The 13,824-nt window shown below is 53.2% G+C and carries 11 protein-coding genes, 1 pseudogene and 1 riboswitch; of the genes and pseudogenes, 2 read left to right on the forward strand and 10 right to left on the reverse strand.

The genetic code is table 11. The annotated features are described in order from the left end of the window. Positions 1 to 28: 28 nt before the first annotated feature. Positions 29 to 388: a winged helix-turn-helix transcriptional regulator gene (locus ACAF76_RS19760; RefSeq protein WP_400164561.1), complete on the forward strand. Its 360-nt coding sequence runs from the start codon at positions 29 to 31 to the stop codon at positions 386 to 388. Positions 389 to 423: 35 nt separating this feature from the next. On the opposite strand, the gene ACAF76_RS19765 is transcribed toward ACAF76_RS19760, so the two are convergent. The 5 genes from ACAF76_RS19765 to ACAF76_RS19785 all read right to left on the reverse strand — a co-directional run bounded on the left by ACAF76_RS19765 (position 424) and on the right by ACAF76_RS19785 (position 6,683). Then, positions 424 to 1,629 (reverse strand): MFS transporter, encoded by a 1,206-nt coding sequence (locus ACAF76_RS19765; RefSeq protein ID WP_400164562.1) that lies wholly within the window; start codon positions 1,627 to 1,629, stop codon positions 424 to 426. Between the two features lie 236 nt (positions 1,630 to 1,865). Further along, a complete protein-coding gene (locus ACAF76_RS19770) occupies positions 1,866 to 3,137 on the reverse strand; it encodes a diguanylate cyclase domain-containing protein (RefSeq protein ID WP_400164563.1) in 1,272 nt (423 codons plus the stop codon). Between the two features lie 10 nt (positions 3,138 to 3,147). Next, positions 3,148 to 3,230, reverse strand: a riboswitch (cyclic di-GMP riboswitch). 204 nt (positions 3,231 to 3,434) lie between these two features. Next, complete coding sequence (locus tag ACAF76_RS19775) at positions 3,435 to 5,144, reverse strand: ABC transporter ATP-binding protein (RefSeq protein WP_400164564.1); 1,710 nt, start codon at positions 5,142 to 5,144, stop codon at positions 3,435 to 3,437. Between the two features lie 145 nt (positions 5,145 to 5,289). Then, positions 5,290 to 5,571 carry a hypothetical protein gene (locus ACAF76_RS19780; protein WP_400164565.1) on the reverse strand — a complete coding sequence of 94 codons (282 nt, stop codon included), beginning with the start codon at positions 5,569 to 5,571 and terminating at the stop codon, positions 5,290 to 5,292. A gap of 47 nt (positions 5,572 to 5,618) precedes the next feature. Next, positions 5,619 to 6,683 carry an isocitrate/isopropylmalate dehydrogenase family protein gene (locus tag ACAF76_RS19785; RefSeq protein WP_400164566.1) on the reverse strand — a complete coding sequence of 355 codons (1,065 nt, stop codon included), beginning with the start codon at positions 6,681 to 6,683 and terminating at the stop codon, positions 5,619 to 5,621. Between the two features lie 147 nt (positions 6,684 to 6,830). Here ACAF76_RS19785 and ACAF76_RS19790 point away from each other — a divergent pair. Next, positions 6,831 to 7,232 (forward strand): annotated as a pseudogene (locus tag ACAF76_RS19790) (aconitate hydratase); the annotation flags it as partial. A 64-nt stretch (positions 7,233 to 7,296) separates the two neighbouring features. Here ACAF76_RS19790 and ACAF76_RS19795 read toward each other — a convergent pair. The 5 genes from ACAF76_RS19795 to hutI all read right to left on the reverse strand — a co-directional run bounded on the left by ACAF76_RS19795 (position 7,297) and on the right by hutI (position 13,767). After that, the gene (locus tag ACAF76_RS19795) at positions 7,297 to 8,220 is read right to left on the reverse strand and encodes a DMT family transporter (RefSeq protein WP_400164567.1); all 924 of its coding nucleotides are present in this window, start codon (positions 8,218 to 8,220) and stop codon (positions 7,297 to 7,299) included. A 262-nt stretch (positions 8,221 to 8,482) separates the two neighbouring features. Beyond that, entirely contained in the window at positions 8,483 to 9,973 is a 1,491-nt protein-coding gene (locus ACAF76_RS19800; RefSeq protein ID WP_400164568.1) for an aldehyde dehydrogenase family protein, read from the reverse strand. A gap of 174 nt (positions 9,974 to 10,147) precedes the next feature. After that, on the reverse strand, positions 10,148 to 11,488 hold the full coding sequence (locus tag ACAF76_RS19805) for a YjiH family protein (protein ID WP_400164569.1): 1,341 nt from the start codon (positions 11,486 to 11,488) through the stop codon (positions 10,148 to 10,150). Positions 11,489 to 11,539: 51 nt separating this feature from the next. Continuing rightward, a complete protein-coding gene (locus ACAF76_RS19810) occupies positions 11,540 to 12,520 on the reverse strand; it encodes an agmatinase family protein (protein ID WP_400164619.1) in 981 nt (326 codons plus the stop codon). 17 nt (positions 12,521 to 12,537) lie between these two features. Further along, on the reverse strand, positions 12,538 to 13,767 hold the full coding sequence (hutI, locus tag ACAF76_RS19815) for an imidazolonepropionase (protein WP_400164620.1): 1,230 nt from the start codon (positions 13,765 to 13,767) through the stop codon (positions 12,538 to 12,540). Positions 13,768 to 13,824 lie beyond the last annotated feature (57 nt).

Here is a 13,824-nt window from a genome sequence, read left to right on the forward strand (position 1 = left end):
AGTTCCTATTACGAGGAGGATTGCAACCATGAAGAAGAAATACAACATCTCAGTCGAAGCGACATTGGAAGTGATCGGCGGCAAATGGAAATGCGTCATCCTCTGCCACCTCACCTACGGAAAAAAACGGACAAGCGAGCTGAAGCGCCTGATGCCGGGAATCACGCAAAAAATGCTGACCCAGCAGCTTCGCGAGCTGGAGCATGACGGCATCGTCAACCGGATAACCTACAATCAGGTTCCCCCGAAAGTCGAGTATGAACTCAGCGAATACGGCTGGAGTTTGAAAGGCATCCTCGACTCGCTCTGCGCTTGGGGTGAACAGCATATTATCAAAGAGTACGGAGACAAATACGCCGTTCTGGAAGAAAACATTCTAAACCGATAAGCATCGTGTACACGTCATCCATCGAATTGATCCTGTCATGCGGTCTTCTCCAGCTTGCCGCTGATCGCCGTCAGTACGACAGCGCCGAGCACCATCACTCCGCCGATCCACGGTGTATGGATCAATCCGATGGTATCGACTACGATCCCGCCGACAAAAGCTCCGATAGCAATCCCCAGGTTAAACGCAGCGATATTAAATGCCGAGGCTACATCCACGGCGCCCGGCTCGTATTTTTCCGCGAGCTGGACGACGTAGAGCTGCAGGCCAGGAACATTCATAAAGGCGAGAAGTCCCATCAGCACGATGGTAATCGTCCCCGCTACCTGATACGGTGCTGTCATCGACAGAACCACCAGAATGACCGCCTGCACAGCAAACATCCAGAGCAGAGCACGGATCGGATGCTGATTGGCGACCTTTCCCCCGAACGTATTGCCGATTGCGATGGCAAGCCCGTAGACGAGCAGAATCAGGCTGACTGCACTCGCCTGATACCCGGTGATTTCCTCGAGGATGGGGCTGAGATAGGTAAAGGCGACGAACGTACCGCCGTATCCCAGCGCCGTGATTGCATACACCAGCAGCAGGCGGCCGTTGGTCAAGATTTTTACCTGATCTTTTACGGAAGCAGGCTTGGCTTTCTTCTGATTGTTGGGGACGAGCAGAGCTGTGCAGATCAAGGCAATCAATCCCAGCAAGGCAACCCCCCAGAAGGTTGCCCTCCATCCGAACATCTGCCCGATGAAGGTCCCGAGAGGCACTCCCGTCACCGTAGCGACAGTCAATCCTGTAAACATCATGGCAATCGCGCTCGCCCGCTTATTCTCCGGTACGAGATCGGCGGCGATCGTGGAGCCGATCGAGAAAAACACGCCATGAGAAAAGGCTGTGAAAAAACGGGCGATCAACAAAAGGGAAAAGCTGCTCGACAATGCTGCAACACTGTTTCCGACGGTGAAAAAGACCATCAGCAAAAGCAGCAGTGTCTTGCGGGGAATTCTGCTGGTCAGCGCCGTAATGACCGGCGCCCCCACCGCGACACCGAGCGCATAGCCGGATATGAGCAGACCGGCGAGCGTAATCGTGACGTTCACATCCTGAGCGACTGTAGACAGCAAACCGACAATGACAAATTCCGTCGTTCCGATGCCAAATGCATTGATAGCGAGCGCAAGCAGGGCGAGTGTATGGTTTTTCCCACCTCGTGCCTGTTGCACGCCATGGGCAACTGTATTCATTGTTTTCCTGTCTCCTTTTATGCGTAGTAGTCAGTCATCCGATCACGGGGCCCCGCAGCCCGAATGACTGTGGAATCGAACGAGTGCTATTATGTCGCATACAGTCCTCGGAAAAAAGTACGCACTTTTTTGTATCATAGTCACCGAAAAGTTCCTGTACAGTACGCAAGCTGCACAAAAGCTGGCGGTCCGCACACAAAAAAAGACAGCAGCCGATGAGCTGTTGTCTTTTTCCTTCACTTCGCTTTATAGATACTGTATTTGTTTTTCCCTTCTTCTTTGGCTTGATACAAGGCGCTGTCTGCCTTTTTGAGCAAAGTCTGGTGCGTGTCGCCTGGTTCGTAGAGCGCAATGCCGATGCTGGATGTGGTAATGAACGAGACATCGTTGATGTTCCACGGGTGTTGCAGGCCTTCCAGAATTTGGTCCGCAATGACGACTGCCTGCTCCAGACTGTGCGCATCGGATAGGCAGATGACAAATTCATCACCGCCCATTCGCGCCAAAATGGCTGATTCCGGGATACATGTTTTTACTCTTGCTACAAACTGCTTCAGCAGCTCATCCCCCACATCGTGACCGAATGTATCGTTGATGTCTTTAAATTTATCGAGATCGAGGTACAGGACGGCAAATCCGTGATGCTCGTGCTGTGCTTCCTCGATGGACTCTTTCAGCTTCATGTAGAACAGCCGACGGTTAGGCACTCCCGTCAAGCTGTCGTGAAAACTGTAATACTCCAGTTGATCCTGATATTTCTTTCGCTCGGTAATTTCCCGTCCGACAAACATCATATTTTTGAAATTTCCTTCTTCATCGAACATTGGGGTACCTTTGAGCTCCAGCCACACCTGATGGCCGTCTTTGTGACGGCGGACAATTTCATACGTAAACGGTTCCTGGGAGACGACCATGTTTAAAAAAACAGCCTGGAAATCGGTATCGACCCCTTCATCAGGCCGATGAAAGACCCATTTGCCGACATATTCCTGCGGGTCATACCCAAGGACCATTTGGTGGGACGGCGAAGCGTAGGTGACGATCCCGTCCAGATCGACCTGCTGGATCAGGTCGAGCGAATTTTCCGCCAACAGCCGGTAGCGTTCTTCACTTTCCTTCAAAGCCTGTACCAGGCGATGCTGCTCCGTTATATCCATCGCGATCCCGAACACACCGATGACTTCACCGTTGACGATCAACGGGATGTTTTTCACATGCAGATGGATGATCTCTCCACTTTTATGGATGGCATCCATCTTGTATTCGCAGGGAATCCCTTGCACGACGACGGCAAACTTTTCGTTTACCATGTCGAGGTGCTCGGGAACGGTCAATTCTTTGTAATGAACTCCTAAAAGCTCTTCCTTGGCATAGCCGAGCGACTCGGTTAATCCTTGATTGGCTTCAATGATCCTGCCCTCAGTGGAAAGGACGAAAATCCCATCCGTATTATGGTCAATGATCGATGTAAACACTTCGATAGACTGCTCACTCAAAAACCCAATCATTTTTTCCTCCTTCGGCAGCCCAGCCGTCCTAGCAATGCCGTAGACCTGTGGCTTTGCGTCCCAGACTTTCGTTCTGGGTTGCCTTTTCGCAGCAAAACGAAAACATATTCTCTGAATCTAGCATGTGTTTCCGCTTTGCACATCCTACTATGGTCATGCCTTATGTTAAAGTCAACTATATGTAGACACTTTAAATTCAGCAATAGTGTAATTATTGGAAAATGCACATAAAGAAAGAAGCCGTTTTTCAACGGCTTCCCTACACTTGACACTATCAGTCATTTTTCCTGTTGCCTTTTATCCGAATTGAGCCTGATGCAAACGGCTGTAGATGCCTCCTGATGTAATCAATTCTTCGTGGTTGCCTTGTTCGGCTATGCCTTCCTTGGTCACGACCAGGATGCGATCGGCATTTTTGATGGTGGCAAGCCGGTGAGCGATGACGAGCGTGGTGCGCCCCTGCGACAAATCCGCAAGCGACTTTTGAATCGCCAGTTCTGTCTCCGTATCCAGGGCTGAGGTCGCTTCGTCAAGGATGAGAATCGGCGGGTTTTTCAAAAACATGCGCGCGATCGACAGTCTTTGCTTTTGTCCACCTGACAGCTTCACGCCCCGTTCGCCGATGATCGTATCCAGTCCGTCTGGCTGGCTGCGGATAAACTCATCCAACTGTGCCTTGTGCGCTGCTTCCAGTATCTCTTCATCGGTAGCATCCAGTTTTCCGTAGGCGATATTATCCCGAATACTTCCGGAAAACAGGAAGACGTCCTGCTGCACGATACCAATCTGACTGCGCAACGAATTCAGCTTCATGTCGCGAATATCGACGCCATCCACTTCAATCGAACCGCCCTCGACCTCATAAAAGCGCGGGAGCAGACTGCACAGCGTCGTTTTCCCCGCTCCGGATGGACCCACAAAAGCGACCGTCTCTCCAGCGCGAATGTCAAACGAAATGTTCTCCAATGTTTTCTCGTGACCTTTGTACCCAAAACTTACATTGCGATAGCGGATGTTTCCTACGAGATCCACATGGACGGCCCCAGGAGACTCCGTGATGTCAGGAGCGGTATCCATCACTTCCGTAAACCGTTTGAAGCCGGCGATCCCTTTTGGATAGCTCTCGATCACGGCGTTGATTTTCTGGATCGGCCCGATGAGTACATTGGACAGCAGGATGAAGGCAACAAACTGTCCATTGGTGAGGTCTCCCGCGATGACAAACCATGTGCCGAACAAGAGCGTAAACAACGTAATCAGACGCATGAGCACGTAGTTCGCGGTGATGCTTTGGGCCATGATTTTATAGGAAGCCAGCTTTGTTTGCCGGTACTGTCCATTGTTGACGGCGAATTTTTTTTGTTCGTACTCTTCGTTGGCAAAAGCCTGTACGACTCGGATGCCGCCGATGCTGTCTTCCACGCGGGCGTTGATTTCCCCGACGTCCTGAAACAGTCTGCGAAATGTGCGCGTCATCTTTTTGTTGAAGTGAATCGCGAGCACCAGCAGGACGGGAATGACAATAAACGATATGACGGCCAATTTCCAGTTAATCGACAGCATGATGAGAAAGGAACCGATCAGGGTCATCACCGCGACGAAAACATCCTCCGGTCCGTGATGCGCTACTTCCCCGATCTCCTCCAGGTCTTTGGTCAGCCTGGAAATCGAATAGCCTGTCTTATGATTGTCATAATAGGAAAAAGAGAGCCTCTGCATATGCGCAAACAGCTCTCTGCGCATATCTGTTTCAATGTTGATCCCGAGCATGTGCCCCCAATAGGTGACGACGTAATGAAAGCCTGTGTTGAGCAAATAAATCAGCAGCAATCCCAGGCATGCCCAAAAGATGATCACCCAGTCGTTCCCGGGAAGAAGTTTGTCGATCACTTGATTTACGGCAATCGGAAAGGCCAGCTCCAGCAGACCTACGAGAATGGCACATGAAAAATCGAGAATAAACAGCCATTTGTACGGTTTGTAATAAGAAAAAAAGCGCAACAGCAAATAGACTTCCTCCTAACTTTGCGTAATGCAGTTCACCGGATTCAGCGAGGGAATTCCCCCTTCAATTTCTCCTTCATATTACACTACCTGCAGATAGAGATGAATGAAAAAAACCTAACTGCGATTTCACAGTCAGGTGTGGAAATTACCTTTTTCTCTTCCGAATCTGATCCATAATAGATCCGGTGCTCGTCTGCGGACTGGTCAAGACGGGTATGCCGAGCTCCTCCACGGCAAAACGGGCTCTTGCCATGGAGATTTGCGCCAACACAAGGACGTCCACATGGTTACCCGCAAGTTTTTGCGCACGCTCTTTGATCAACTGATTATGTTTGTCTGTATCGCCGTTTTGTAAGGCGTGGAAGGCTTCTACCATCGGCGATACGGAATTCATCGTCGCATGGACCAAACCGATCCTCGTTTTCATCGATTCCTCCTTCTTCACGGCGAAACAAATGTCCACCTTTTGCGTTTTCACAGCCGTTCAACAATCGCCTTGGTAAATTCCGTCGTCGATGCAGTTCCTCCCAGATCGCGTGTGGAAATGCCATCGTACATCGTCTGCATGGTCGCGTTCTCCACCGTCCGCGCTATTGTCTGCAAGTCCCGATCCTCATGCCGGGCAGCCAGCCAGTCGAGCAGCATGACCGCAGAAAGCAGCTCTCCGACGGGATTCGCTATGTTTTTGCCTGCAATGTCGGGAGCCGATCCATGTGCCGCCTGTGCCATCGCCTGATTGTCGTTCGTATTGATCGATGGCGACAATCCCAGGCTCCCTACCAGTTCACCAGCCAGGTCAGAAAGAATGTCTCCAAACATATTGGTCGTGACAATCACATCAAAGTCTCTTGCTCGCCGAACCATGTGAGCGGCCATGGCGTCGATATGATAATCTTCCACCTGCACCTCGGGGTACGCTCTCCCCACTTCCCGGCACGTATTCAGAAACAATCCATAGCCCAGCTTGATGACGTTTGCCTTGTGGACGATGGTTACTTTCTTGCGTCGCTGCATCGCCATCCGGAAAGCAGCGTGCGCGATTCGTTCGGCAGCCTTTCTGGTAAACACTCCGGTGACAATCGCCACATCCGGGTTCACCATGAATTCGCCGGTCCCCTGGTACATGTTGCGATCAGGGTAGAACCCCTCTGTATTTTCCCGAAAAATCACCATATCAGCTTCTCCCACAACACTTTTGATGCCGGCAATCGTCCTGCTGGGCCGAATATTGGCATACAGATCAAAATGATGGCGAAGCTCTCCGCTGGGATTTCGCTTGACTTGATGTTCCGGTGGGTACGCCGAAGAATCATGTGGTCCCATGATCCAGCCATGACATGTTTCCAGTGACTCTTTGGTGATGGCTGGTACAGGCTCACCGTATTCCTTGATTCCCGTCCACCCCATTGGCAGTTCAATAAAATCAAACGTGGCTCCCTTCACACGTTCCGCCGCTGCTTGAAGCACATCTACAGTAGACTGGACGATTTCAGGTCCGATCCCGTCTCCGTACAATACCCCCAACTTGTATGTCGCCATGTTCTCCATACCTTTCCGTCGTTGTTTTTCAAACTTTCTGTAAAAAATGTAGTACAACAAGCAACGAAAATAAAATAGTGATTTGGAATTGGGGTCCATAGTTTTTGGTTATCCCTGGCTTGCTTCCTACAGAACGCGGCTCTGGAAGACGGGACCCCGCTTCTGATCATCGCAGGCAAAGAATACGGCACAGGAAGCTCTCGCGATTGGGCAGCCAAAGGACCTTACCTGCTCGGGGTCAAAATGATTATTGCCGAAAGCTACGAGCGCATCCATCGCAGCAATCTGGTAGGGATGGGCATACTTCCCCTGCAATTTACTCCCGGAAACAGCGCCTCTTCGCTCGGCATCACCGGCTGCGAGAGTTTCGAAACGATAGGATTAGGCAACGAACTGAGACCCGGGCAAACGATCACGGTCAGAGCTACCCGCGAGGACGGAAGCATGTTTTCATTTGAAGTGATCGTTCGTTTGGACAATACGGTGGATGTGGACTATTATCGCAATGGCGGGATTATGCAGACTGTCGTGCGGCGGTTGTGCAAATAGCAAAGCCGAGGAAAATCAGGGCGCACAAACCCTGGTCCCTCGGCTTCCTTTGCGTTTTCCTGGTTCAAAGCGGCCTCCCTTTCTCTTCCGTGTCCGTGACCGTGCGCGCCTGCCCCGACCGCAACCAAAAGTACATCCCCATCCCGATCAAGGTCAGCAAACCTCCTGCCACCTGCATCGCTCCCACCACTTCACCGAGCAGCAGATAGGCGAGGATAATCGCCAGCACAGGCTCCCCGATCACGCCGACAGAGACTGTCGTGGCGCCGATTGTGTTCAGGAGCAGGTTGAACAGAAAATGACCGAAGACAGTGGGGATGATCGCCAGCAGGAGAAAATACGTCCACTCGGAAGAATCGTATTCGGTCAGCGAATAGCCTTGGGCGACGCTGTACGCCAGCAGCACGAGTCCACCCAGACCGAACACCATGATGCTGTACACATTGGCGGGTATCTTGCCGCTCAGCTTTTGCCCGGCCAGCAGGTAGACGGCGATGGCGATAGTTCCGAGCAGGGATAGTCCATCGCCGATCAGCGCCTGTCGCGACACCTCCATATCACCCCACGCGATCAGCACGGACCCGGCGAGAGATGCCGCCATGCACAAGACAATCCCGATAGTGACGCGTTCCCGAAACAGAAAGTACGACCCGACCATGACAAAGAAGGGCTGCAGCGTCAAAATCACCATCGAGCTTGCTACCGATGTATAGGACAGCGACTCCATCCAAAACAAAAAGTGCAATCCCAAAAACACGCCAGCCGTACACACCAGTCCCCATTCGGCTGCGGACAAGCGCATCGCTTTCACCGGCTTCCAGGGGACAAAGGGCGACAGGATCAATACCGTGATCAGCAGCCGATACATCCCGGCGACGGACGCCGGAGCATCCGACGATTTGATCAGGATGGAAGAGACGGCGATGGCGAGTACACTGATAAAAAGCAGGACATAGGGGTGGAACACCGTTTTATACGAGCTGTTCACTTGTACGCTATCCTCCATTGGACATACGGGAGCAGGCTTTACCCTCATCCATTTTTGGCTATTGTACAACGGTCACATGCTGCCTGCCACCCTGTTCGCTGAGCTTTTGCCACAGTGCGGCCACCCAACTGTCAGAGACCGGTGAAAACGCAATTAAACAATCGTGTAATTGAAGTCCTCTGGGCAAAAGACGGGGAAAATCAGGAGGAAATTCCCCCTCTCCATGGTTGACGATTGCATCTTCCGGTGTTGCAACTCCCCTTTATTCCGGTATATAGGGAAGTTCCAACTGCGTCGGGATATTGATCACATGCGTATCCGTGTAGGAGAGGATACCTTCCGCGCCGTATTCGCGCCCGACCCCTGATTGCTTCACGCCGCCAAACGGGAAGCGCACATCCAGCCCTTGTACGGCTGCCGTATTGATCATCGTCGTCCCTGCCTCGAGGCGTCGTGCCACTCTCACCGCATCCTCTTCCTTGCCCCAGACGGAGCTGGTCAGTCCGTAAATGCTCTCATTGTGCAGGGCGATGACCTGCTCTTCGTCATCAAACGGCAGAATCGGCACAGTAGGTCCGAACTGCTCTTCGACGACGATCGGATCGTTGTAGTCGCAGCCAAGCACCAGGGTCGGCTGCATAAAGTAGCCTTGTTCAAACAACTCGGGGTGAAGGACGCGTCCCAGCTTGATCACTTCGGCACCGCGCTGCTTGGCGTCATCGATCAGGCTTTGCACATGCTTGACCTGCCCTTCATTGTTGACCGGACCGATGGTGACATCGGGATCAAAGGGGTCCCCCACACGAATCCACTGGTTGGCCGCCTCCACGTACTTGGCGATGAATTCGTCGTACAGGGAGCCATGGACGTAGACACGTTTGGCGATCATGCAAATTTGCCCCGCTGTGAGAAAGTTGGAGATGACGAGACGGCGCATCGCGCGTTTGTCGCTTGGATCAAAGCTGGGCAGGATGATCGCGGCGTCATTGCCGCCCAGCTCCAGCGTCATTTTCTTGATCGTCTCGGAGGCAGCCTTCATAATGTGCTTCGCCGTTTTGGTTCCACCCGTAAAAGCGATTTTCGCTACCTTCGGATGAGAGGTCAGCTCCACCCCGACATCTGCCTCGCCGTGAACGATATTGAGCACGCCCGGCGGAAATTGTTCGGCTATGAGTTCAACTACTTTCGTGACCGCCAGCGGAGCGAATGGACTCGGCTTCAATACCATCGTGTTGCCCGCCAGCAGCGCAGGCGCAATTTTGATCGTGGACAGGGAGATCGGGTAGTTCCAGGGTGTGATCGCGGAGACCACGCCTACCGGATCATGGGAAATGATCGTTTTCCCCTTCTCGTGCTCCTTCACCTCATCACGCAGCACGTCTTTTGCAATATCGCAGGCAAACTCCATCCACATCAGGGATACCGCGAACTCGCCTTCAGCATCGTACAGCGGCTTGCCGTGCTCACGGGTCAGCAAGCGCGACAGCTCGGGTATCGCCGCCCGCACCTTTTCAATTGCCCGGCGCATGCGCTCCACTCGCTCGTCTACCGTGCTATTCTTCCATGTTGCGAATGTATCGTACGCCGCCTCAATCGCCTGGATCGCCTCTTCTCTCGTATTGATCGGCGCGTGGCAGACAATCTCATTAGGGTTCACAGGATTTTCCCGCGTGTATTGGCGCTGCGTCTCTATTTTTTTGCCGTTGATAATCGCGTGGACAACGATCGGTTCAGCCGTGCCGTGAGTGGACATGGGATCCCTTCCTTCTGCGTTGATTTGAGTCATCCTCGAGTAAAAAACTTCCAGACTCTTCCCATAGTGTTCGGCAGAGGCCGGGAATCTATACGACCGGGCAGATGGTACGGCAAGCAAAAAAGCCGACTCGCCCTGGATGCGACGAGCCGGCTGCCCCCTTTGTGGGGTGTCCTACGACAAAAGCAGGAAAGCAATCGGTGTAACCAAAATCAGAGACAAAATGGTGCGTTCCGCCCAGATGATCAAAAGCTGGGGAATCGTAATCGGAATCTCTGTGGAGAGAATGCACGGGATGCTGGCAGAAAAGAACAAAATTGACGAAATCGATACGACCGCAATAATGAACTTGGTGACGAGTGGCGCACCGGTAACGAGCAGCGCAGGCAGAAACATTTCCGCGATCTCGACAGAGACTGCTTTCGCCGCCAACAGCGGTTCCGGAATTTGCAGCAACAGGGTAAACGGATAGAACAAATACCCGACGAGATCGAACACCGGCGTAAACTCTGCCAATACCAGACCGATCAGTCCGACCGACATGATCGAGGGCAGGATTCCCATCGTCATCACAAATCCGTCGCGCAAATTCTCCCAGATGTTTCGTCCCAGACTGAGGGATTTGTTTGCGCTAGCCATCGCATCGTTCCATGCATGGCGCAGCCGGTTCCCCTTCACGATCTCTTCGGGCTCTCCCTTTCCGTCGTAGTACTCATCCGGCATTTTACTCAGCGGCCAGATGCGGACAGTAATGGCGGTGACCAAAAACGTGACCACCAGCGATGTCCAGAAGTACAGGTTCCATATGGACATCAAATCCAGCGTTTTGGCAATGACGATCATAAAGGTAGCGGAAACGGTGGAAAAGCCGGTCGCGATGATCGCCGCTTCTTTTACCGTATACTTCCCTTCCTTGAACACGCGGTTCGTAATCAAGAGCCCGATCGAGTAGCTGCCGACAAACGAAGCCACCGCATCGATTGCCGAGCGCCCCGGCGTTTTCCAGATCGGACGCATGATCGGCTGTACCATCTTGCCGATAAACTCCATCAGTCCGTAGCCTGTCAGCAATGCCAAAAAGACAGCACCGATCGGTACGACCAGCCCGACCGGGATCACCAGCTTCTCAAACAGGAATGGCCCAATATCCGGGTCCATCAACCACTCGGGACCGATATTCAGGTAGATGATCAGCGCCACCGCTACGCCAAACACCTTTAGCACCGAAAATGCGATGTTGACCTTGTTTTTGTTCCAGCTTTTCGTGATAAATGGATAAGCAGCCCCCAGTATGATGACCAGGAGTGCATAAATCGGAACGACAGAAGGGACAGTCGCACGTATCCAGCTCACCATATGATCGAGCGGAATGGAGGATGTTCCGTTAACCGTAATCGGGATAAAAAACATAAAAATGCCGATCAGACTAAATCCGATAAACTTCAGGGCACTGACAGAAGATTGCGGCGACGGTGTCTGTTCTGTTTTCACTACGTCGTTTGTACCTGTAGACATCTGCGAAATCCCCCTTTTGGTAGAATCTCTCTCCACTCCTGCCTCTTCACGTTACCTGTTTTCTCTTTGTTTGTACCCTGTCAGAAAAGACAGCATCGTATGAACGGCTGTTTTGACAGTCGCTTCTCCTCTATCCTTGAACGGATCGACACAGACGATATCCATCGCCTTCACCTTGAGGTGTTTGCCCGCCAGGTACACGGCTTCAAACAGCTCGTCACTCTGCATGCCGCCCGGTGTCGATGCCGGCACTCCAGGTCCGTAGCTGATATCCAGCACATCCATGTCCACAGTGAGGTAGATCATCTCGACTTTTTCAGCAAGCCGCTCCAGTGCGCTCTGGATCGTTTGCTCGATTCCCTGTTTTCGTGCCTGCCGCATGGTGACATAGTTGAGATTTACCTCATCCGCGTACTGTTTCAGCGACCGGGCGTTGAAGAAACCGTGAAGTCCGATGTTGAACACATCCTCCCCGCGGATCACCTGGCTTTCGATGAGATTGCGGATGGGCGTGCCGTTGCTCGGCCCATTGTCGGTCAAATCCCGCAGGTCAAAATGCGTGTCCAGCTGCAAGATTCCGATGCGTGTGCCCGGGTTCGCATCATGCATGCCTTTGACCAGCATGGCGGTGATAGAGTGATCGCCCCCCATGGTAAGTTGCAAAGTATGCGGATGGTGGCTGCATCGCTGGAACATCGCTTCCCGAATATTGCGATGGCATTGCCCGATGTCCGTCACATGCTGGCGGACATCACCCAGGTCGACCACGCGCAAGTCGCGCAAGTCTTCATCGTAATCGAGATTGTAGGTCGTAAAATACTTCCAGGCTCGACGCATCGCATCCGGGTTTTCGCTCGCGGCCGAGGCCGAGATGGACGAGCGGGAGAGCGGGACGCCGAGTATGGTGACGTCATACTCGGCCCAGTCATACCCTCCTGCCTGTGCAGGATCGAGTGTCTCGATCCACTCGCTTACCTTTCGTTCTGTCGGCGGCGAGCTTCTGTCCCAGGCAAAGCTCGGCGGTTTCAGCATGGGATACGGATATGTCCTCACACCAATCGCCCTCCATCCACGACTTTGACGCCAGACTTGATGACGGTCTGCACGTGGTTGACCCCGTAGCGATATTGCAGCACCATGTAATTCGGCACATCAAAGATGGTGACATCGGCCTTTTTCCCCCGCTCGATGCTGCCGATCTCCCTTCCGCGCCGGATGGCGTGCGCTGCATTGATCGTCGCGGCAGTCAACACCTCTGCTGGCGTCATGCCCATCTTCAGGCAGCCAAGGTTCATAATCAGCGGCATGGATACGGTCGGCGAAGAGCCCGGATTGCAGTCCGTGGAGATGGCGACGGCGACTCCGGCATCGATCATCTTGCGCCCGTTGGCCGATTCCGCCATCAGGAAGAACGCCGTTCCCGGCAGAAGTACCGCGATCACACCTGCCTCCGCCATTCGCTTGATCCCCGTATCCGAGGCGCGCAGCAGATGGTCGGCGGATACCGCTCCGATCTGCGCAGCCAGCTCTGCTCCTTCATACGGCTCGATTTCATCGGCGTGGATTTTCGGAAGCAACCCGTGCTTCATCCCCGCCTCGAGAATACGCCGTGACTGCTCCGGCGTGAAGACACCGCGCTCGCAGAAGACATCATTGAATTCAGCCAATCCCCGGCGTGCTACCTCCGGGATCATCTCGTCGATCACAAGCTGCACGAACTGGTCGGGATTTTCCTTGTAGTCTCTGGGCACGGCATGCGCCCCCATGAACGTGCTGACGATGTCTACAGGATGCTGCTCGTGCAACTGTTTGGCCACCTCGAGCTGCTTGAGTTCATGCTCCAGCGTCAGGCCGTAGCCGCTTTTCGCCTCGACCGTCGTCACGCCGTGCAGCAGGAACTGGTCCAGGCGCTTTTTGCTCTGGGCAAACAAGGCGGCGTGATCGGCTTGGCGCGTCGCCGTCGTAGTTGCGTGAATTCCGCCGCCGTTGTTCATAATCTCCATGTAGGTGGCGCCTTGCAGCCGCATGTTGAACTCGTTTTCCCGCGTACCCGCATGGACGAGATGCGTATGCGGGTCGACCAGACCGGGCGTGACCAGCTTTCCGGAGGCGTTGATGATCTCCGCCTCCGCCATCCTGTGCTGATAGGTGGCTGCCAGCTCCTCATCGCGTCCGACAGCATGGATAATCCCGTCCTCCAGCCAGACGCTGCCGTTCTCGATGATCCCCAGCTCCTCCATTTGCTTGCCCACACGCGCCGCTTCCGATCCGCCCTCCATGGTTACGAGTTGGCTCGCATTGCGGATAAAAACAGGCTTTTTTTGCGTGATCACAGT

This window comes from Brevibacillus sp. TJ4, from assembly GCF_044627595.2.
In the GTDB taxonomy this organism is placed as follows: domain Bacteria; phylum Bacillota; class Bacilli; order Brevibacillales; family Brevibacillaceae; genus Brevibacillus.